Here is a 17,612-nt window from a genome sequence, read left to right as displayed (position 1 = left end):
AAGACTTTTTGCTTGGCTATGGCGGTTACTGCTTGCACTTGCCGGGAACCGGCCGTCCGTGTCTTAACGTGGTAGTGAGCTTACTGCCGCTAAGATTTACCCTCATGTTTGTGCCAAATAAAAAGTTTTCCCCCGAGGAGCAATGCTCTTCGGGGGAAAACTTTTTAGCTAAGCTCAGGCTTCTTCTTTAGCTTCAGCCTTTTCTTCAGCTGCAGGAGCTTCTTCAGCTGGCTTTTCAGCCTTCTTTGGAGCTTCCTTCTTTTCAGCAGCCTTCTTGGCGGTGCCTTCAGCGGTCTTTACGGCAGCCTTCTTAGCAACCGGTTCAAGAACCAAGGAGAGGCGAGCCATTGGAGCCTGGTCACCCTTACGGTTTGGTAGCTTGACGATGCGGGTGTAGCCGCCTTCGCGTGCAGGATCGATTTCCTTGGCGATAACGTCAAACAATTCGTAGGTGTAGTCGAAACGACCTTCACGCTTGGCAGTGTTGGTGCCAAGAGTACGCATAGCCAAACGACGTGCGTGCTGGTCGCCACGCTTGGCCTTGGTGATCAAGCGTTCGAGCAATGGCTGGACGCGCTTGGCGCGAGCCAAAGTGGTGGTGATTTCACGGTGTTCGATTACGTTGCGGCACAAGTTAGCTAGAATCAAACGCTCGTGCGCAGCGCTGCCCCCCAGACGGGGACCCTTAGCGGGCTTAGGCATGTTAGTTTCTCCTTAAAATAAGAATGGGATCAGGCGAAAGATTCGTCGCTAAACTGTACGGAAGAGGAACCGTCAAGGTCACCTACCGAGGGCATTTGCGAGTCTTTCAAGGACATCCCAATGAGGGCGAGTTTTTCCTTAATTTCTTCGATGGACTTCGCCCCAAAGTTACGAATGTCCAGCAAATCTGCTTCAGAACGAGCAACCAATTCACCGATGGTGTTGATTTCGTCGCGGTGCAAAGCGTTCATGGAACGTGGCTGCAAGCCTAGTTCCTTGATTGGACGTGCCAAGTCGGCAGCCAAGGCGTTATCAGTCTGGGACTCACCCAACTCGATCCCTTCGGATTCGACGTTGAGTTCCTTGCACAAGCCGAAGAGACCAACGAGGGTCGAACCGGCCGAAGCGAGGGCGTCGCGTGGGCTGATAGCTGGCTTGGTTTCTACATCGACGATCAAACGGTCAAAGTCGGTGCGCTGACCAACACGGGTAGCTTCGACCTTGTAGGTGACCTTAAGAATCGGCGAGTAGATCGAATCGACTGGGATGCGAGAGATTTCAGCATCGTCACGGCTAGCCTGGGATGCTGGGATGTATCCGCGGCCGCGTTCTACGGTCAATTCGATTTCTAGGCGACCCTTTTCGTTGAGGGTAGCTAGAACCAACTCGGGGTTGTGAATTTCTACGCCTGCTGGTGGGGTGATGTCACCGGCGGTGACAACGCCTTCACCAGTCTGATGTAGGTACATCACAACTGGCTCATCGCTGTCCGAAGACAGAACGATTTGCTTAATGTTCAGAATAATCTGCGCAACGTCTTCTTTTACACCTTCAATGGTGGAAAATTCGTGCTGCACACCATCAATGCGAATCCAGGTAACTGCTGCACCAGGAATGGACGACAACAACGTGCGACGCAAAGAGTTACCAAGCGTGTAGCCGAAGCCAGGCTCGAGTGGTTCAAGGGTGAACCGGGAGCGACGTTCGCTCACCACTTCTTCGGTCAAAATAGGTCGTTGTGTAATATCCACATCGATTTCCTTTCCTCACTTGACATCCGCCATATGACGTCAAGTTCGTTTCCTGTGGGATTAGCCCACAAAGGATTTAAAAGTTAGCGTTAAAAGCGTGGCGCGCTTCCAACGCGAACAGGCGTGCGAGAACACGCCCAGACAACATCAGACGCGGCGACGCTTTGGTGGGCGGCAGCCGTTGTGAGCCTGGGGGGTCACATCCTGGATGGAACCAACTTCCAAGCCGGTGGCCTGTAGGGAACGAATCGCGGTTTCGCGGCCGGAGCCAGGACCCTTAACGAAAACGTCAACCTTCTTCATGCCGTGTTCCTGTGCACGCTTAGCAGCTGCTTCAGCAGCGAGCTGTGCGGCGAAAGGAGTCGACTTACGCGAGCCTTTGAAGCCAACCTGGCCGGAGCTGCAGGAAGCAATTACGGCACCGGTAGGATCGGTGATGGAAACGATGGTGTTGTTGAACGTGGACTTGATGTGTGCCTGTCCAGCGGGAATATTCTTGCGTTCTTTCCGACGGCCTTTACGGGCCGCGGTAGCGCGTGTCTTGGGGGGCATTTATTTTCTCCTAAAGATCATCGAACTGAGCGTAATGCGCACAGCCAACTATTACTTCTTCTTACCTGCAACGGTGCGCTTCGGGCCCTTGCGGGTACGAGCGTTGGTCTTGGTACGCTGACCACGGACCGGCAAACCACGACGGTGGCGTAGGCCCTGGTACGATGCAATTTCAATCTTGCGGCGAATGTCGGCCTGCACCTCACGGCGTAGGTCACCTTCAACCTTGTAATTGCCTTCGATGAAGTCACGGAGCTTGACTAGTTCTTCTTCAGTCAAGTCACGCACGCGGGTGTCAGGGGACACGCCAGTGGCTTCAAGAGTTTCCTTTGCGCGAGTACGACCCACGCCATATACATAAGTAAGTGCAATCTCCAGGCGCTTTTCGCGCGGGAGGTCTACACCGGCAATACGTGCCATTATTTCTCCTGTTGAATCGGAGGTCGTCGCCTCACCTTCCGGACTCGATTTAATGTCCGGCCTCGGCCTCCGAAACCGAGGGCAGCACCGCTAGATGCGGGTGGCTGGTGAAACGCTATTTATTAAGCAGTCAGCGTTGGGGTTCAGCCCTGACGCTGCTTGTGCCTTGGGTTGTCGCAAATAACCATGACGTTACCGTGGCGACGAATCACCTTGCACTTGTCACAGATTTTCTTGACACTCGGCTTGACCTTCATGATTTTACCTCCGCCGCCGCTAGGCGGCGCATGTGTCGTAGTTATTACTTGTATCGGTAGACAATACGGCCTCGGGTGAGGTCGTAAGGGCTTAGCTCCACCACTACCCGATCCTCAGGAAGGATACGAATGTAGTGCTGACGCATTTTGCCAGAAATGTGCGCCAGAACGATATGTTCGTTCTGCAATTCAACGCGGAACATTGCGTTAGGAAGTGCCTCAACGACAGTTCCTTCTACTTCAATGACACCGTCTTTTTTCGCCATATACTCCGTCTACTCTCAATTTCAGGCTACCCTCGTAAGGATTACGAGGACGGTCCGCACTTTTGACACAACGGTCTAAGGTGAGGACACCCAATAGATAAGCCTATTAGGTTTTTCGCTACTGGGCAACCTAAAGGTGTTGTCTTTTCCCTCACCATTGGTTGCTAAACGGAGTGTCCAGTTAACCGGCTGGCTCTATCTCATTCGTCAGCGCCGACAGTTACCCTCAATGCTTTAGGGTGCAAGTTCAGCTTTGCGGCAGGTCGAATCTGAGAGTTCGCACCTGTAGCGTTAGCTTTTGCTAGCCGAGGGCGACCGGGCTAAGACCAGCCGGCTCTAGGATGGATGCTCCCCCATCGTGGGCGGTTAGTACCCAAACACCGCTAGGCATAATGGCTACGGTGTGTTCCCACTGGCACGCCCATGAGTTGTCATCGGTGACCACAGTCCAGCCATCAGCTAGGGTGTGATTGTCAGCCTCGCCCGCAGTGAGCATTGGTTCGATCGCGAAAACCATGCCTGGTTTGAGGGTAGTTAGTTTGCCACGCACTCGGTAGTTGTAGACGTCGGGGCTTTCGTGCATGGCGTTGCCAATCCCATGGCCGACATATTCTTCGATGATGCCAGCTTCCCAACCCCAATCGAAGGCTCGCAGAGCCACAGTGTCTTCTACCGCATCCCCAACTGCTGCGAGAGTCTTCGCCCCTTTAGCGAGGGAGACAATCGCCGCATGTAGTGATTCTTTGGTCAGTTGGTCGAGTTGCCGAGCTTTTTCGCTGGCTTTCTCGTCTCCGCCGATGAGTTTGGCGAAAGCAGCATCGCCGTGCCACTGTTTACCTTCCCGCACAACATAGGCACCGCAGTCGAACTTGACGAGGTCGCCCTCGGCCAGCTTAGTGCTACCCGGGATACCGTGAACGATTTCTTCATTTCGCGAGATGCACACTACTGCTGGGAAACCGTGGTAGCCGAGGAAGTTCGAGTGAGCGTCATACTCTTTGATGACTTTGCGGGCGATTTGGTCGAGTTCGCCGGTGGTGATTCCTGGGATGGCAGCTTCGCGTAGCGCATCGTGCATGGCGGCGACAACTAGGCCGGCTTCGCGCATGTACTTGATTTGTTGTGGGCTTTTGACTTTTACTTTGTCGCGGTATCGCATTTTCTGCCTCGGAGTTGATTGACCAGGTGGTTTTGGTTTTTAGTATAGCAATCGAGGGACACCCCGCTTTGGGATGTCCCTCGATTGTCTTTTGGTTTTCTGTGACGTGTTACTTTGCGAGTACTTCGTCGATACGAGCGGCGACCTCGTCGATGGTACCGTGACCATCAACCTGCACTAGGATGCCCTGCTCGCGGTAGAAGTCAGTCAATGGCACGGTGAGCTCTTCGTAGACCTCCATGCGGTGACGGATGACCTCTTCGGTATCGTCTGCGCGGTTTTCGATTTCGGCGCGCTTGAGGAGGCGGTTTACGACCTCATCAGTGTCGGCCATGATTTCGATAACTAGGTCCAGCTTGGTACCTAGCTCGGCTAGCATGCCAGCGAGGAGCTTGGCCTGCTCGAGGGTACGTGGGTAGCCATCGAGGAGGAAGCCGTTAGCAGCATCTTCCTGAGCGAGACGATCCTTGACCATTGGGTTGGTAACAGTGTCTGGGACGAACTCGCCCTTTTCGATGTAGGCCTGGGCCTGCTTGCCGAGTTCGGTTTGGGACGAAATATTAAGACGGAAGATCTCACCAGTAGAGATGTGAGGGATGTTTAGGCTTTCGGCAATGTGCTTGGCCTGGGTACCCTTACCTGCTCCGGGCGGACCAACTAGTAGTAAACGAGTCATCGTAGGAATCCTTCGTAGTGGTGTTGACGCAACTGGGCGTTAACTTCTTTAACGGTCTGGAGGCCCACACCGACAATAATCAGTAGGGTGGTGCCACCGAATGGTAGTTGATGGTTGCTGATGCCCATTGGGATTAGCACTAGCACTGGGATGAGTGCCACGAGTACTAGGTAGAGCGAACCAGCGGTAGTAATGCGGTTGATTACGTAGCGTAGGAGGTCCTCAGTAGGCTTGCCAGCGCGAACACCTGGGACGAAGCCACCGTACTTCTTCATGTTGTCTGCAACTTCAGCCGGATCGAAGGTGATCTGGGTGTAGAAGAAGCAGAAGAAGATGATCAGGATAGCGTCTAGGACCATGTAGACCCAAGACTGCTGGTGGAAGTAGCGCTGGATCCACAGTGCCCATTCTGAGTTATTTCCGGCGAACTGGGCAGCCATCATCGGCATTGCCAAGATCGAGGTCGAGAAGATGACTGGGATAACGCCAGACATGTTGATCTTGATCGGAATGTAGGTAGAGGTGCCACCGTAGCTACGGGAACCTACCATACGCTTGGCGTACTGGACCGGGATGCGACGCATTGCCTGTTCCACGAAGACGATAGCAATGGTGATCGCCATAATCAACGCGATGATGCCTAGCACCTTGATTACGCCGTTGTCGGCGGTGGTGGCAATACCCCATAGCTGGGCAGGAAGGCGAGCGATGATGGAGGTGAAGATCAGGAGGGACATGCCGTTGCCGATGCCCTTCGAGGTGATGAATTCACCGAGCCACATAATGACGGAGGAACCAGCGGTCATGACGATAATCATGAGGATCATGGTCCAGACGGTGTCATTAGGGATGATCTTTTCTTGGCAACCTGGGAAGAGGTTGCCGGAACGAGCTAGAGAAATAAAGCCAGTTGCCTGCATGACCGAAAGGAAGATGGTCAGGTAACGAGTGTACTGGGTTAGCTTGGCTTGACCGGTCTGCCCTTCTTTGTGCAGATCATCGAAGCGGGGAACCACTACTCGTAGCAACTGGATAATAATCGAGGCCGTAATGTACGGCATAATGCCCAGCGCGAACACGGACAGTTGGAGCAGTGCACCACCTGAGAATAGGTTCACGAGGTCGAGCAAACCAGCTCCACCTGATTGGGCCATACATTGATTAATGTTATGAATCGATACGCCCGGCGATGGTACGAATGTACCGGCACGGAATAGCGCCATGATGAACAACGTAAACAATAGCTTACGTCGCAAATCGGGGGTGCGGAACGCTTGTGCAAATGCGCTTAGCACGCTACCTCCTAAGTAGAAAACCAAAAGTGGGAGCGTTTGGGTGCTCCCCTATCACGAGGGACATTTTAACTATTTGTGCAGTTAAAACCAACAGATAACGAAAAAAGGGGCGACTCGCGAACGCGAGTCGCCCCTTTTTAGTTGCTTAGCGTAGGTTCAAAGACCCACCAGCGGCTTCGATCTTGGTCTTTGCAGATGCAGACCAAGCATCGACAGTGAGTTCGAACTTAGCCGAAACTTCACCGGTGCCGAGGACCTTAACCAAGGAGCCCTTACGGACTAGACCAGCAGCGACGAGTTCTTCGACGCCTAGCTTGCCACCTTCAGGGAAGACGCTCGATAGCTTATCGAGGTTAACAACCTGGTATTCGGTACGGAATGGGTTCTTGAAACCGCGGAGCTTGGGCAGACGCATGTGCATCGGCATCTGGCCACCCTCGAAACCGAGAGGTACCTGGTACCGTGCCTTGGTGCCCTTAGTACCACGACCTGCGGTCTTACCCTTGGAGCCTTCACCACGGCCAACACGCATTTTTGCTTTCTTGGCGCCTGGTGCAGGACGCAAGTGGTGTACTCGCAGAACCTGTACTTTTTCTTCAGCTTTTTCAGTGCTCTTAGCCATGGTCAGTCGACCTCCTCAACTTTAACGAGGTGGGCCACAGTACGTAGGTAACCACGTAGCTGAGGACCATCTTCGCGGACGGTGGATTGGCCGATCTTACGCAGACCTAGGGTGCGCATAGTATCGCGCTGGTACTGCTTGGAACCGACGTCACCGCGGACACGAGTAATCTTGACGTTTGCCATCACTCACTCACCCCCGCAGCAGCGGCTTCAGCTTCAGCCTTTTCGGCTGCAGCTTTCTGTTCGGCTTGACCTTCAGCACGCGCACGAAGCATGCCGGCTGGGGCAACGCGTTCGAGCGGTAGGCCACGACGTGCGGCCACTGCTTCTGGCTGTTCTAGCTGTTTCAATGCCTTAACGGTTGCGTGAACAATGTTAATAGCATTGGAGGAGCCCAAGGACTTACTCAAAACGTCGTGGACACCGGCGCAGTCTAGGACTGCACGGACCGGACCACCGGCGATAACACCGGTACCAGGAGCTGCAGGACGGAGCAGAACGATACCTGCTGCGTCTTCACCCTGGGAGACGTGAGTAATGGTGCGGCGAATCATTGGAACGCGGAAGAAGTTCTTCTTTGCTTCTTCAACGCCCTTGGCGATTGCTGCTGGTACTTCCTTGGCCTTACCATAGCCAACACCTACGGTGCCTTCGCCATCGCCTACGACTACGAGTGCGGTGAAGGAGAAACGACGTCCACCCTTTACCACCTTCGAAACGCGGTTGATGGTGACAACACGTTCGATGTACTGGTTCTTTTCTTCGCGGCCCTTGTTGCCACGACGTTCTTCTCGGCGTCCCCGACGCTCGCGACGCTCTGTGTCGCGATTTTCGGTGGACTGGCCGTTCCTGTCTCGCTGCTGTGCAGCCATCAGTATGCCCTCTTCCTTCTCTTCGCGATCACAGGCTTAGCCCGGCTTCGCGGGCCCCGTCTGCGACGGCCGCGACGCGGCCATGGTACTTGTTGCCGCCACGGTCGAATACAACTGCTTCAACACCAGCGTCCTTAGCGCGCTGTGCGATGAGTTCTCCGACCTTGCGAGCCTGTTCAGTCTTGTTCATTTCGGCGCCAGCAAAATCCTTATCAAGGGTGGATGCTGCAGCCAAAGTGTGACCCTTAACGTCATCGATAACCTGGGCTACCATGTGACGGTTTGAACGACGTACGACTAGGCGTGGACGTTCAGCGGTCCCAAAGACATTCTTGCGCACACGCTGGTGACGACGCAGCCGAGCAATTGCCTTACCTTTACCTTTAACGGTGTAAGCCATGATTACTTACCTGCCTTTCCGACCTTGCGGCGGACCTGTTCGCCAGCGTAGCGAACACCCTTACCCTTGTAAGGTTCGGGCTTACGAATCTTGCGAATGTTCGCCGCGACTTCGCCAACCTGCTGCTTATCGATACCAGAGACGGTGAGCTTGGTTGGGCCTTCGACAGTGAATTCGATGCCTTCCGGAGCTTCAACCGGCACTGGGTGCGAGAAACCAAGAGCGAACTCTAGGTTCTTACCCTTAGCAACAACACGGTAACCGGTACCAACGATTTCGAGCTTCTTGGAGAAGCCTTCGGTCACGCCGGTAACCATGTTTGCAATGAGGGTGCGGGTTAGGCCGTGAAGCGAACGCGACTTACGTTCGTCATTCGGGCGCTTAACGGTCAGTTCGTTACCTTCAATCGAAACCTCAATTGGTTCCGGAATGTTGTGAACGAGCTGGCCCTTAGGGCCTTTAACAGTGAGTTCTGAGCCGTTGAGCTTAACCTCAACACCTGCCGGAATGGTGACCGGAAGTTTGCCAATACGAGACATTGTTGAAACTTCCTTTCTTACCAGATGTAGGCGAGGACTTCCCCACCAACACCCTTGTTAGCTGCCTCGCGGTCAGTGAGTAGGCCAGAGGAGGTGGACAAAATTGCCACACCTAGGCCACCCATAACCTTGGGCAGATCGGTCGACTTCGCGTACTTACGCAAACCTGGCTTGGAGACACGCTTCAAACCGGAGATGGCGCGTTCGCGATTCTTTCCGTACTTGAGTTTGAGAGTCAAGGTCTTGCCTACGCGGGCGTCCTCAACCTCAGAACCTAGAATATAACCCTCGGCTTCGAGGATCTGCGCGATGGCAGCCTTCAGCTTCGAGTGCGGCATGGAAACCGACTCGTGCTGTGCCGAGTTAGCGTTACGCAGACGTGTCAGCATGTCTGCGATCGGATCTGTCATTGACATTTTGGGCGATGCCCTTCCTCGTCGGGGTTTCCCCTAGCACTTATTGCTGGTGGACCTTCGACGTAGTTGTTACCAGCTGCTCTTTGTGACACCAGGGAGTTCACCAGCTAGGGCGAGCTCACGCAGGCAGATACGGCACAAGCCGAATTTACGGTATACCGACCGCGGACGACCGCACCGGTTACACCGGGTGTAGGCGCGAACCGCAAACTTAGGCTTGCGGGCGGCCTTTACTTTGAGAGATGTCTTAGCCATTGCTTAGTTCTCCTTGAAAGGGAAGCCCAGTTTGCGCAATAGCGCAAGGCCTTCGTCGTCGGTCTTTGCTGACGTCACTACAGTGATGTCCATGCCGCGTACGCGGTCGATCGTGTCAGGGTCGATCTCGTGGAACATCGATTGTTCGGTTAAACCGAAGGTGTAGTTACCATTACCGTCAAACTGCTTGGGGTTCAAACCACGGAAGTCGCGGATACGCGGCAACGCGGTTGATAGCAAGCGGTCGAGGAATTCCCACATACGTGCACCACGAAGGGTGACGTGTGCGCCAATCGGCTGGCCTTCACGCAGTTTGAACTGAGCGATGGACTTACGAGCCTTGGTGACCTGCGGCTTCTGGCCGGTGATTGCGGTGAGATCGCGGATCGCACCTTCCATCACCTTAGAGTCACGCGCAGCATCGCCAACACCCATGTTTACGACGATCTTCTTGAGACCGCCAACCTGCATGGGGTTGGAGTGTGCGAACTCTTTAAGCAGTTCGGGAACAATGGTTTCTTCGTATTTCGCCTTTAGGCGAGGAGTGTTCTCAGCCATTCTCAGAGCTCCTTACCTGGCTTGTCACCGTTACGTGCCACGCGGACACGCTGGGTACGGACGCGGCCATCACGTTCAACTTCAACTTCCTTAAAGCCAACCCGAACCGGTTTCTTGGTGTCTGGGTCAACCAAAGCAACGTTGGAAACGTGGATTGGTGCTTCGCGGTGTTCAATGCCACCGGTAACCTGGCCCTGAGCGGACTGTCCCTGGCGAACGTGGTAGGTGCGTACGTTGACGCCTTCCACGATCACGCGGTCGCTGTCGCGTAGAACCTCAATTACCACGCCCTGCTTGCCCTTGTCACCAGGGGCTAGCGGTGCCTTGCCTTTTTCGGCGCGGGTCTTGTTGCGAGCGTCGATCTTCTTCTGGTCCGCAGTGCGGCCAGTGATTACCTCGACGAGGTCGCCTTTTTTGATTTTAGCTCCCATCACAACACCTCCGGTGCCAACGAGACGATACGCATGAACTTCTTGTCACGTAGTTCGCGCCCTACTGGGCCGAAGATACGTGTACCACGAGGCTCGCCATCGTTTTTCAAGATGACAGCTGCATTTTCATCGAAACGGATGTAGGAACCGTCTGGACGGCGGCGTTCCTTGCGGGTACGCACGATCACCGCCTTCACAACGTCTCCCTTTTTAACATTGCCGCCGGGAATGGCGTCTTTAACGGTAGCGACGATAGTATCGCCGATTCCTGCATAACGCCGACCCGAGCCGCCGAGAACGCGGATGCAAAGGATTTCCTTAGCGCCCGTGTTGTCAGCAACTTTTAGTCGCGACTCCTGTTGGATCATTCTTATGACTCCTGTCGTCGTGCCGGTTCTCGGTCATCCGAGCCTAGCCGAACGGATTATTTCAAATATGAAAGCTAAGTTTACTTAGCCTTCTCAAGGATTTCGACCAAACGCCAGCGCTTAGTGGCTGACAATGGACGAGTCTCCATGACGCGGACGAGATCGCCAACTTTTGCGATATTGCCTTCGTCGTGAACCTTTAGTTTAGCGGTTCGACGAACAACTTTACCGTAAAGAGGGTGCTTTACGCGATCGACATATTCGACGACCACGGTTTTGTCCATTTTGTCGCTCACGACGTAGCCGCGGCGAACCTTGCGCTCATTGCGCTGAGGGGCGGTATTTTCGCTCATTTCTACGCTCACTTCACAGTCGGGGCGGTACGGATGTTCAGCTCGCGTTCACGCGCAATGGTGTAAATGCGAGCAATATCACGGCGAACCGTGCGGATACGACCGACGTTTTCGGTCATGCCTGCAGCTTGCGCGAAACGCAAGTTGAACAGTTCAGTTTTAGCTTTGTCGAGTTCTTCACGAAGACGGTCGTCATCCATCTTGTCAAGTTCAACTGCTGACAATTCAGATTTTGCCATCAGGCTTCACCACCTTCACGAACCACGAAACGGGTCTTCATTGGGAGCTTGTGCATGGCGCGAGACATAGCTTCGCGTGCCAATGGCTCCGGGACGCCACCAAGTTCGAATAGGATACGACCTGGCTTGACATTTGCGACCCACCATTCAACCGAACCTTTACCTTTACCCATACGGGTTTCAGCAGGCTTCTTGGTTAGCGGACGGTCTGGGAAGATTGTGATCCAAACCTTACCACCACGCTTGATGTGACGGGTCATTGCGATACGAGCTGCTTCAATCTGACGGTTAGTGATGTAAGCGGGCTCGAGCGCCTGGATACCGAAATCGCCGAATGCAATTTCGGTGCCACCCTTAGCCACACCGTGGCGGTTGGGGCGGTGCTGTTTACGGAACTTAGTCCGACGAGGGATTAGCACGACTCAGGCCTCCGTAACTTTTTCAGTAGCGGGAGCGTTGTTGTTCGCATTGGCGTTGGCATTGTTGCCACGCTGCGAGTTACGACGCTGCCCACGACGGTCGTTGCGACGTCCACGCGGGGTGGCTTCTGCCTGCATCCGCGCGAATTCCTTTTCGGTGACGTCACCCTTGTAAATCCAGACCTTCACGCCAATGCGGCCGAAGGTGGTGTGAGCCTCGAAGAAGCCGTAGTCAATGTTCGCGCGAAGGGTGTGCAAAGGCACGCGACCTTCACGGTAGAACTCGGAACGCGACATTTCTGCGCCACCGAGACGACCAGAACACTGGATACGAATACCCTTGGCACCGCCGGACATTGCCGACTGCATTGCCTTGCGCATTGCGCGACGGAACGAAACACGAGCAGAAAGCTGCTCGGCAACGCCCTGGGCGACTAGCTGCGCATCGATTTCAGGGTTCTTGACTTCGAGGATGTTGAGCTGAACCTGCTTACCGGTTAGCTTTTCCAACTGTCCACGTAGGCGATCCGCCTCCGCACCGCGGCGACCAATCACAATACCCGGACGGGCGGTGTGCAAGTCAACGCGCACCCGGTCACGAGTGCGTTCGATGTCAACACGGGAGATCCCAGAACGTTCTAGGCCCTTGGTGAGCATCTTGCGAATCGCAACGTCCTCAGCTACGTAGTCCGCGTAAGTTTGACCAGCTTGGGTCGAGTCTGCGAACCAGTGAGAACGGTGATCAGTGGTGATACCGAGACGGAACCCAGTGGGGTTAACTTTTTGACCCATTACTTGGTTCCTTCCTTGTTAGCTTCCATTGAATCAACGACCACAGTGATGTGGCAGGTCCGCTTGTTGATGCGTCCGGCGCGACCTTGGGCGCGAGGACGGAATCGTTTCATGGTCGGACCTTCGTCGACGAAGGCTTCCTTGATGTACAAGTCAGCTTCGTTGTGGGTTTCCCCGGCGGCCTTAGCAGCTTCCTTTGCGTTAGCGGCTGCGGATGCGACGAGCTTACGAACGTCGGTAGCAGCGGCTTGCGGCGCAAACTGCAGAATGTTGAGGGCGTCTTGTACCCGCTTACCGCGGACGACGTCGACAACACGGCGCGCCTTCATGGGCGTGACGCGCAGGTAGCGCACCTTCGCCTTGGCTTCCATAATATGCCTCTTTCTTCAGTCTCAGACGCGCCTCAGCGGCGGCGGCCCTTGCGGTCGTCCTTATCGTGTGAACGGAAGGTGCGAGTTGGAGCAAATTCGCCCAACTTGTGACCAACCATCGATTCGGTGACGAACACCGGAACGTGCTTGCGACCATCGTGGACCGCAAAAGTGTGGCCCAAGAAGTCCGGGGTGATTACCGAACGACGAGACCAGGTCTTAATGACATTCTTTGTGCCAGCTTCGTTTTGTGCGTCGACCTTCTTGTAAAGGTGTTCGTCAACGAAGGGGCCTTTTTTCAGACTACGTGCCATTGGTTATCCCCTATCAGCGTTTCTTACCAGTACGGCGGCGACGGACAATCATCTTGTCGCTTGGCTTATTCTTGCGACGGGTGCGGCCTTCAGGCTGACCCCAAGGGCTCACTGGGTGACGACCACCTGAGGTACGACCTTCACCACCACCGTGTGGGTGGTCGATCGGGTTCATTACAACACCACGAACGTGTGGGCGCTTGCCCTTCCAGCGCATACGGCCGGCTTTACCCCAGTTGATGTTGGACTGTTCAGCGTTACCAACTTCACCGATGGTGGCGCGGCAACGAGCATCAACGTTACGGATTTCGCCGGATGGCATACGCAACTGAGCGAAGCGGCCTTCCTTAGCAACAAGCTGCACGGAGACGCCAGCAGAGCGAGCGATCTTAGCACCGCCACCAGGACGTAGTTCCACAGCGTGGATTACGGTACCCAATGGGATGTTGCGCAATGGCAAGTTGTTACCTGGCTTGATGTCAGCGTTTGGACCCTGTTCGATGACAGCACCCTGAACCAACTTGGCAGGAGCCAAGATGTAGCGCTTGTCGCCGTCAACGTAGTGCAACAACGCGATGCGTGCAGTACGGTTCGGGTCGTATTCAATGTGTGCAACCTTAGCTGGCACACCATCTTTGTCATGACGACGGAAGTCGATCACACGGTACGCACGCTTGTGGCCACCACCACGGTGACGGGAAGTAACCCGACCGTTGTTGTTACGGCCACCGGTCTTGGTCAAAGGACGAACCAAAGACTTTTCCGGAGTGGTGCGGGTGATCTCAACAAAGTCTGCGACCGACGAGCCACGACGGCCCGGCGTAGTCGGCTTGTACTTACGGATTCCCATAATTTTCCTCTACCTTTCGACGGCTTTTCAGCCGATCAGCGCGCCGAAGTCGATCGTACCTTCACGCAGCGTAACAATCGCGCGCTTGGTGTCCTTACGTTTGCCAAGACCAGTGCGGGAACGGACTACCTTGCCAGGACGGTTCATGGTGTTAACCGAAGCGACCTTGACATCGAAAATCTGTTCGATAGCAATCTTGATCTCAGTTTTGTTAGCCGAAGGGTCCACCACGAAGGTGTACTTGCCGAGATCTTCCATTGGGGAAGACTTTTCGGTGATTACCGGCTTAATGATGATGTCGCGAGGGTTGCGCGAGTTTTCGAGGCTCATTCGGTTTCCTCCTTATCGTTACCGAGGAATGCCGCAAGGGCCTGCTCGGTGAAGACGACATCGTCAGCAACCAACACGTCGTAGGTGTTGAGCTGGTCGCTCCATAGCAGGTGCACCTCAGGAGCGTTGCGCAACGAGAACTGGGTTAGCAGGTCTTCGCGGTCGCAAACAACCAAAGCGCTACGTTCGCCTACAAGGTTGCGCAAAGCTTCCAAAGCAGACTTAGTCGAGGGCTTATCGGCCTTCACAAATTCAGAAATAACGTGCACGCGACCGGCGCGAGCGCGATCGGAAAGGGCGCCGCGTAGAGCAGCAGCCTTCATCTTCTTAGGAGTGCGCTGTTCGTAGGAACGAGGCACTGGACCGTGCACAATGCCACCACCGGTGTAGTGAGGAGCGCGGATCGAACCCTGACGGGCGTTACCGGTACCCTTCTGGCGGTAAGGCTTGCGGCCACCACCGCGGACTAGGCCACGGGACTTAACGGCGTGAGTACCCTGGCGAGCTGCTGCTAGCTGAGCAACAACAACCTGGTGAATCAACGGCACGTTGGTGACAACGTCGAAAATTTCGCTGGGTAGTTCGGCGGAGCCGGTTACTTTACCTGCAGCGTCTTTAACGTCAACTTTAATCATTTCGGACATAATCACGCACCCTTCGCAGCAGTACGGACCACGACGACACCCTTGTTAGGACCAGGGAGCGCACCGGTGATGAGCAATAGGCCCTTTTCGGCGTCAACAGCGTGGATCGTCAGGTTTTGAATGGAGCGACGGACACCGCCCATGCGGCCAGCCATGCGCAGGCCCTTGAATACGCGACCTGGGGTGGCGCAAGCGCCAATCGAACCAGGCTTGCGGTGGTTACGGTGAGCACCGTGGGAAGCAGAAACACCGGCAAAGCCGTGACGCTTCATAACACCAGCGAAACCCTTACCCTTGGTGGTGCCGCTGACGTCAACTTTCTGACCAGCTTCAAAGGTTTCGGCGGTTAGTTCCTGACCGAGGCTGTATTCTTCAGCGTCGGCAGTACGGATTTCAACCAAATGGCGGCGTGGGGTAACCCCAGCCTTTTCAAAGTGACCGGCTAGCGGCTTAGTTACTTTACGCGAATCAATTTCGCCAAAGCCCAGCTGTACAGCGGTGTAGCCATCAGTGTCTAGGGTGCGCACCTGCGTTACGACGTTGGTGTCCACCTGCACAACAGTGATGGGGACGAGACGACCGTCTTCGTTCCACACCTGAGTCATGCCGAGCTTGCGACCAATTAGCGCCTTGACGGGCGCAGTCGCTTGCTTGGAATTAGTAGTCATCACAGGTTCCTCAGAGCTTAATCTCGATGTTTACGTCGGCAGGCAAGTCAAGACGCATTAGCGAATCAACAGCCTTCGGCGTGGGGTCAATAATGTCAATGAGACGCTTGTGAGTACGCATCTCGAAGTGTTCGCGGCTGTCCTTGTATTTGTGCGGCGAACGAACGACAACATATACGTTCTTTTCAGTTGGCAAGGGAACCGGTCCAACTACAGTGGCACCAGCTCGCTGCACAGTTTCGACGATTTTACGCGCCGAAGAGTCGATGACCTCGTGGTCATACGACTTAAGCCGAATGCGGATTTTTTGTCCCGCCATGCGGTTTAACCTCTTTCGTACAGTATAGACACCGACACCCGCACTCGGGCGTGTCGCCAGCATATTGCTGGAAAAGTCCGAATCACATGTGTTCGCTGTCTATTTCATTAAACAACATGGGCAATTTCCTGCCCTATGGTTAGCTAAAAACTAACCTACCCCTAAGGGGCAACTCCAATAGTCTCTCAAGAATGTAGACAAATTGCAACAGGTGTAGTGTGAGATGGCTTGTAATTGAAAGTTGCCCCCTCTGCCGAAACAGAGGGGGCAACTAAAAGTATCAACTCAATGAGTTATTTACTCACTTGATGATCTTGGTTACACGACCGGAACCAACGGTACGGCCACCTTCACGGATAGCAAAGCCGAGGCCTTCTTCCATGGCGATTGGCTGAATCAAGGTAACGGAGATTTCAGTGGTGTCACCAGGCATAACCATTTCCTTGCCCTCTGGGAGGGTGATAACACCGGTCACGTCAGTGGTACGGAAGTAGAACTGAGGACGGTAGTTCGAGTAGAAGCTCTTGTGGCGGCCGCCTTCTTCCTTCTTAAGGATGTAGACCTGGCCCTCGAACTCGGTGTGAGGAGTGATGGTACCTGGCTGTGCAACAACCTGGCCACGTTCAACTTCGTCACGCTTGGTACCGCGGAGCAATAGACCACAGTTTTCGCCGGCCCATGCTTCGTCCATCTGCTTGTGGAACATTTCGATACCGGTAACGGTGGTCTTCTGTGGTTCGCGGATACCGAGAATTTCAACTTCGGAGTTGATAGCGAGCTTACCACGTTCAACACGACCGGTGACAACGGTGCCACGGCCGGTGATGGTGAAGACGTCTTCGATTGGCATCAAGAATGGCTTGTCCATGTCGCGGACAGGCTCAGGAACGTTGTTGTCAACAGCGTCCATGAGTTCTGCAACCTTTTCGGTCCACTCTGGGTCGCCTTCGAGGGCCTTAAGAGCGGAAACCTGAACGACTGGAGCGTTGTCGCCGTCGAAGCCCTGCGAGGATAGTAGGTCGCGAACTTCTTCTTCAACCAATTCAAGCATGTCGGGGTCGTCAACCATGTCGGCCTTGTTTAGGGCGACCAACAAGTAAGGAACACCAACCTGCTTTGCCAATAGAACGTGTTCACGGGTCTGAGCCATTGGGCCGTCAGTTGCGGCTACCACGAGGATAGCGCCGTCCATCTGGGCTGCACCGGTGATCATGTTCTTGATGTAGTCGGCGTGACCTGGGGCGTCAACGTGAGCGTAGTGACGCTTTTCGGTCTGGTATTCAACGTGGGAAACGTTGATGGTAATACCACGATCGCGCTCTTCAGGAGCGTTGTCTACCTGATCGAACGGGGTGAATTCGTTCAATTCTGGGTACTTGTCGTGTAGAACCTTGGTGATTGCAGCAGTCAACGTGGTCTTACCATGGTCAACGTGACCAATGGTACCGATGTTAACGTGCGGCTTAGTGCGTTCAAACTTGGCCTTTGCCAC

Annotated in this window: 31 protein-coding genes; all 31 read right to left on the bottom strand. The window is 54.5% G+C overall.

Annotated features, from left to right (window positions below):
• Positions 1–174 precede the first annotated feature (174 nt).
• Complete coding sequence (gene rplQ, locus BK816_RS02180; RefSeq protein WP_071163718.1) at positions 175–702, bottom strand: 50S ribosomal protein L17; 528 nt, start codon at positions 700–702, stop codon at positions 175–177.
• A gap of 29 nt (positions 703–731) precedes the next feature.
• Entirely contained in the window at positions 732–1,733 is a 1,002-nt protein-coding gene (locus BK816_RS02175; protein ID WP_071163717.1) for a DNA-directed RNA polymerase subunit alpha, read from the bottom strand.
• Positions 1,734–1,880: 147 nt separating this feature from the next.
• Entirely contained in the window at positions 1,881–2,285 is a 405-nt protein-coding gene (gene rpsK / locus BK816_RS02170) for a 30S ribosomal protein S11 (protein ID WP_071163716.1), read from the bottom strand.
• Between the two features lie 51 nt (positions 2,286–2,336).
• Positions 2,337–2,705, bottom strand: a complete 369-nt coding sequence (gene rpsM, locus BK816_RS02165; RefSeq protein WP_071163715.1) for a 30S ribosomal protein S13 — start codon at positions 2,703–2,705, stop codon at positions 2,337–2,339.
• Positions 2,706–2,848: 143 nt separating this feature from the next.
• A complete protein-coding gene (gene rpmJ, locus BK816_RS09075) occupies positions 2,849–2,962 on the bottom strand; it encodes a 50S ribosomal protein L36 (protein ID WP_003790577.1) in 114 nt (37 codons plus the stop codon).
• Between the two features lie 44 nt (positions 2,963–3,006).
• Positions 3,007–3,228: a translation initiation factor IF-1 gene (gene infA, locus BK816_RS02160; protein ID WP_071163714.1), complete on the bottom strand. Its 222-nt coding sequence runs from the start codon at positions 3,226–3,228 to the stop codon at positions 3,007–3,009.
• A gap of 301 nt (positions 3,229–3,529) precedes the next feature.
• Positions 3,530–4,387 (bottom strand): type I methionyl aminopeptidase, encoded by an 858-nt coding sequence (map, locus tag BK816_RS02155; protein WP_071163713.1) that lies wholly within the window; start codon positions 4,385–4,387, stop codon positions 3,530–3,532.
• Positions 4,388–4,496: 109 nt separating this feature from the next.
• Positions 4,497–5,063 (bottom strand): adenylate kinase, encoded by a 567-nt coding sequence (locus tag BK816_RS02150; RefSeq protein ID WP_071163712.1) that lies wholly within the window; start codon positions 5,061–5,063, stop codon positions 4,497–4,499.
• Complete coding sequence (secY, locus tag BK816_RS02145; protein WP_071163711.1) at positions 5,060–6,358, bottom strand: preprotein translocase subunit SecY; 1,299 nt, start codon at positions 6,356–6,358, stop codon at positions 5,060–5,062. The genes BK816_RS02150 and secY overlap by 4 nt, the downstream gene beginning before the upstream one ends.
• 145 nt (positions 6,359–6,503) lie before the next feature.
• Positions 6,504–6,980 (bottom strand): 50S ribosomal protein L15, encoded by a 477-nt coding sequence (rplO, locus tag BK816_RS02140; protein WP_071163710.1) that lies wholly within the window; start codon positions 6,978–6,980, stop codon positions 6,504–6,506.
• 2 nt (positions 6,981–6,982) lie between these two features.
• Entirely contained in the window at positions 6,983–7,165 is a 183-nt protein-coding gene (gene rpmD / locus BK816_RS02135) for a 50S ribosomal protein L30 (protein WP_071163709.1), read from the bottom strand.
• Complete coding sequence (rpsE, locus tag BK816_RS02130; RefSeq protein WP_071163708.1) at positions 7,165–7,854, bottom strand: 30S ribosomal protein S5; 690 nt, start codon at positions 7,852–7,854, stop codon at positions 7,165–7,167. The genes rpmD and rpsE overlap by 1 nt, the downstream gene beginning before the upstream one ends.
• A 28-nt stretch (positions 7,855–7,882) precedes the next feature.
• A complete protein-coding gene (gene rplR, locus BK816_RS02125) occupies positions 7,883–8,254 on the bottom strand; it encodes a 50S ribosomal protein L18 (RefSeq protein WP_071163707.1) in 372 nt (123 codons plus the stop codon).
• Positions 8,255–8,256: 2 nt separating this feature from the next.
• On the bottom strand, positions 8,257–8,793 hold the full coding sequence (gene rplF / locus BK816_RS02120; protein WP_071163706.1) for a 50S ribosomal protein L6: 537 nt from the start codon (positions 8,791–8,793) through the stop codon (positions 8,257–8,259).
• Between the two features lie 17 nt (positions 8,794–8,810).
• Entirely contained in the window at positions 8,811–9,209 is a 399-nt protein-coding gene (gene rpsH, locus BK816_RS02115; protein WP_071163705.1) for a 30S ribosomal protein S8, read from the bottom strand.
• 69 nt (positions 9,210–9,278) lie between these two features.
• Positions 9,279–9,464: a type Z 30S ribosomal protein S14 gene (locus BK816_RS09070; protein WP_073708611.1), complete on the bottom strand. Its 186-nt coding sequence runs from the start codon at positions 9,462–9,464 to the stop codon at positions 9,279–9,281.
• A 3-nt stretch (positions 9,465–9,467) separates the two neighbouring features.
• On the bottom strand, positions 9,468–10,022 hold the full coding sequence (rplE, locus tag BK816_RS02110) for a 50S ribosomal protein L5 (RefSeq protein ID WP_071163704.1): 555 nt from the start codon (positions 10,020–10,022) through the stop codon (positions 9,468–9,470).
• A 2-nt stretch (positions 10,023–10,024) separates the two neighbouring features.
• Entirely contained in the window at positions 10,025–10,453 is a 429-nt protein-coding gene (gene rplX, locus BK816_RS02105) for a 50S ribosomal protein L24 (protein ID WP_071163703.1), read from the bottom strand.
• Complete coding sequence (rplN, locus tag BK816_RS02100; protein ID WP_071163702.1) at positions 10,453–10,821, bottom strand: 50S ribosomal protein L14; 369 nt, start codon at positions 10,819–10,821, stop codon at positions 10,453–10,455. Before rplN ends, rplX begins: the two co-directional genes overlap by 1 nt.
• Before the next feature lie 80 nt (positions 10,822–10,901).
• Complete coding sequence (gene rpsQ, locus BK816_RS02095; protein WP_071163701.1) at positions 10,902–11,174, bottom strand: 30S ribosomal protein S17; 273 nt, start codon at positions 11,172–11,174, stop codon at positions 10,902–10,904.
• A gap of 8 nt (positions 11,175–11,182) precedes the next feature.
• The gene (gene rpmC / locus BK816_RS02090) at positions 11,183–11,413 is read right to left on the bottom strand and encodes a 50S ribosomal protein L29 (protein ID WP_071163700.1); all 231 of its coding nucleotides are present in this window, start codon (positions 11,411–11,413) and stop codon (positions 11,183–11,185) included.
• Positions 11,413–11,832 (bottom strand): 50S ribosomal protein L16, encoded by a 420-nt coding sequence (gene rplP / locus BK816_RS02085; RefSeq protein WP_071163699.1) that lies wholly within the window; start codon positions 11,830–11,832, stop codon positions 11,413–11,415. Before rplP ends, rpmC begins: the two co-directional genes overlap by 1 nt.
• Positions 11,833–11,835: 3 nt before the next feature.
• Positions 11,836–12,624, bottom strand: coding sequence for a 30S ribosomal protein S3 (gene rpsC, locus BK816_RS02080; protein WP_071163698.1), 789 nt, complete (start codon positions 12,622–12,624; stop codon positions 11,836–11,838).
• The gene (rplV, locus tag BK816_RS02075; RefSeq protein WP_071163697.1) at positions 12,624–12,995 is read right to left on the bottom strand and encodes a 50S ribosomal protein L22; all 372 of its coding nucleotides are present in this window, start codon (positions 12,993–12,995) and stop codon (positions 12,624–12,626) included. The genes rpsC and rplV overlap by 1 nt, the downstream gene beginning before the upstream one ends.
• 32 nt (positions 12,996–13,027) lie before the next feature.
• Positions 13,028–13,309, bottom strand: a complete 282-nt coding sequence (rpsS, locus tag BK816_RS02070; RefSeq protein ID WP_071163696.1) for a 30S ribosomal protein S19 — start codon at positions 13,307–13,309, stop codon at positions 13,028–13,030.
• A gap of 13 nt (positions 13,310–13,322) precedes the next feature.
• Positions 13,323–14,159 carry a 50S ribosomal protein L2 gene (gene rplB / locus BK816_RS02065; RefSeq protein WP_071163695.1) on the bottom strand — a complete coding sequence of 279 codons (837 nt, stop codon included), beginning with the start codon at positions 14,157–14,159 and terminating at the stop codon, positions 13,323–13,325.
• Positions 14,160–14,186: 27 nt separating this feature from the next.
• Positions 14,187–14,489 carry a 50S ribosomal protein L23 gene (gene rplW / locus BK816_RS02060; protein WP_071163694.1) on the bottom strand — a complete coding sequence of 101 codons (303 nt, stop codon included), beginning with the start codon at positions 14,487–14,489 and terminating at the stop codon, positions 14,187–14,189.
• Positions 14,486–15,133, bottom strand: a complete 648-nt coding sequence (gene rplD, locus BK816_RS02055) for a 50S ribosomal protein L4 (RefSeq protein WP_071163693.1) — start codon at positions 15,131–15,133, stop codon at positions 14,486–14,488. Before rplD ends, rplW begins: the two co-directional genes overlap by 4 nt.
• A 2-nt stretch (positions 15,134–15,135) precedes the next feature.
• Entirely contained in the window at positions 15,136–15,801 is a 666-nt protein-coding gene (rplC, locus tag BK816_RS02050) for a 50S ribosomal protein L3 (RefSeq protein WP_071163692.1), read from the bottom strand.
• A 10-nt stretch (positions 15,802–15,811) separates the two neighbouring features.
• The gene (gene rpsJ, locus BK816_RS02045) at positions 15,812–16,120 is read right to left on the bottom strand and encodes a 30S ribosomal protein S10 (RefSeq protein ID WP_071163691.1); all 309 of its coding nucleotides are present in this window, start codon (positions 16,118–16,120) and stop codon (positions 15,812–15,814) included.
• 301 nt (positions 16,121–16,421) lie between these two features.
• The gene (tuf, locus tag BK816_RS02040) at positions 16,422–17,612 is read right to left on the bottom strand and encodes an elongation factor Tu (RefSeq protein ID WP_071163690.1); all 1,191 of its coding nucleotides are present in this window, start codon (positions 17,610–17,612) and stop codon (positions 16,422–16,424) included.

Source organism: Boudabousia tangfeifanii (assembly GCF_001856685.1).
GTDB classification, from domain to species: Bacteria; Actinomycetota; Actinomycetes; order Actinomycetales; family Actinomycetaceae; genus Boudabousia; species Boudabousia tangfeifanii.
Note: the sequence above shows the minus strand (reverse complement) of the source record. Positions and strands in the feature narration are given on the sequence as shown.

Excerpts from the sequence above, each read along its gene's own strand:
- rplQ (WP_071163718.1), bottom strand. The coding sequence starts at position 702 with ATGCCTAAGCCCGCTAAGGGTCCCCGTCTGGGGGGCAGCGCTGCGCAC.
- rpsK (WP_071163716.1), bottom strand. The coding sequence starts at position 2,285 with ATGCCCCCCAAGACACGCGCTACCGCGGCCCGTAAAGGCCGTCGGAAA.
- rpsM (WP_071163715.1), bottom strand. The coding sequence starts at position 2,705 with ATGGCACGTATTGCCGGTGTAGACCTCCCGCGCGAAAAGCGCCTGGAG.
- rpmJ (WP_003790577.1), bottom strand. The coding sequence starts at position 2,962 with ATGAAGGTCAAGCCGAGTGTCAAGAAAATCTGTGACAAGTGCAAGGTG.
- infA (WP_071163714.1), bottom strand. The coding sequence starts at position 3,228 with ATGGCGAAAAAAGACGGTGTCATTGAAGTAGAAGGAACTGTCGTTGAG.
- map (WP_071163713.1), bottom strand. The coding sequence starts at position 4,387 with ATGCGATACCGCGACAAAGTAAAAGTCAAAAGCCCACAACAAATCAAG.
- BK816_RS02150 (WP_071163712.1), bottom strand. The coding sequence starts at position 5,063 with ATGACTCGTTTACTACTAGTTGGTCCGCCCGGAGCAGGTAAGGGTACC.
- rplO (WP_071163710.1), bottom strand. The coding sequence starts at position 6,980 with ATGGCTAAGAGCACTGAAAAAGCTGAAGAAAAAGTACAGGTTCTGCGA.
- rpmD (WP_071163709.1), bottom strand. The coding sequence starts at position 7,165 with ATGGCAAACGTCAAGATTACTCGTGTCCGCGGTGACGTCGGTTCCAAG.
- rpsE (WP_071163708.1), bottom strand. The coding sequence starts at position 7,854 with ATGGCTGCACAGCAGCGAGACAGGAACGGCCAGTCCACCGAAAATCGC.
- rplR (WP_071163707.1), bottom strand. The coding sequence starts at position 8,254 with ATGGCTTACACCGTTAAAGGTAAAGGTAAGGCAATTGCTCGGCTGCGT.
- rplF (WP_071163706.1), bottom strand. The coding sequence starts at position 8,793 with ATGTCTCGTATTGGCAAACTTCCGGTCACCATTCCGGCAGGTGTTGAG.
- rpsH (WP_071163705.1), bottom strand. The coding sequence starts at position 9,209 with ATGTCAATGACAGATCCGATCGCAGACATGCTGACACGTCTGCGTAAC.
- BK816_RS09070 (WP_073708611.1), bottom strand. The coding sequence starts at position 9,464 with ATGGCTAAGACATCTCTCAAAGTAAAGGCCGCCCGCAAGCCTAAGTTT.
- rplE (WP_071163704.1), bottom strand. The coding sequence starts at position 10,022 with ATGGCTGAGAACACTCCTCGCCTAAAGGCGAAATACGAAGAAACCATT.
- rplX (WP_071163703.1), bottom strand. The coding sequence starts at position 10,453 with ATGGGAGCTAAAATCAAAAAAGGCGACCTCGTCGAGGTAATCACTGGC.
- rplN (WP_071163702.1), bottom strand. The coding sequence starts at position 10,821 with ATGATCCAACAGGAGTCGCGACTAAAAGTTGCTGACAACACGGGCGCT.
- rpsQ (WP_071163701.1), bottom strand. The coding sequence starts at position 11,174 with ATGAGCGAAAATACCGCCCCTCAGCGCAATGAGCGCAAGGTTCGCCGC.
- rpmC (WP_071163700.1), bottom strand. The coding sequence starts at position 11,413 with ATGGCAAAATCTGAATTGTCAGCAGTTGAACTTGACAAGATGGATGAC.
- rpsC (WP_071163698.1), bottom strand. The coding sequence starts at position 12,624 with ATGGGTCAAAAAGTTAACCCCACTGGGTTCCGTCTCGGTATCACCACT.
- rplV (WP_071163697.1), bottom strand. The coding sequence starts at position 12,995 with ATGGAAGCCAAGGCGAAGGTGCGCTACCTGCGCGTCACGCCCATGAAG.
- rpsS (WP_071163696.1), bottom strand. The coding sequence starts at position 13,309 with ATGGCACGTAGTCTGAAAAAAGGCCCCTTCGTTGACGAACACCTTTAC.
- rplB (WP_071163695.1), bottom strand. The coding sequence starts at position 14,159 with ATGGGAATCCGTAAGTACAAGCCGACTACGCCGGGCCGTCGTGGCTCG.
- rplW (WP_071163694.1), bottom strand. The coding sequence starts at position 14,489 with ATGAGCCTCGAAAACTCGCGCAACCCTCGCGACATCATCATTAAGCCG.
- rplD (WP_071163693.1), bottom strand. The coding sequence starts at position 15,133 with ATGTCCGAAATGATTAAAGTTGACGTTAAAGACGCTGCAGGTAAAGTA.
- rplC (WP_071163692.1), bottom strand. The coding sequence starts at position 15,801 with ATGACTACTAATTCCAAGCAAGCGACTGCGCCCGTCAAGGCGCTAATT.
- rpsJ (WP_071163691.1), bottom strand. The coding sequence starts at position 16,120 with ATGGCGGGACAAAAAATCCGCATTCGGCTTAAGTCGTATGACCACGAG.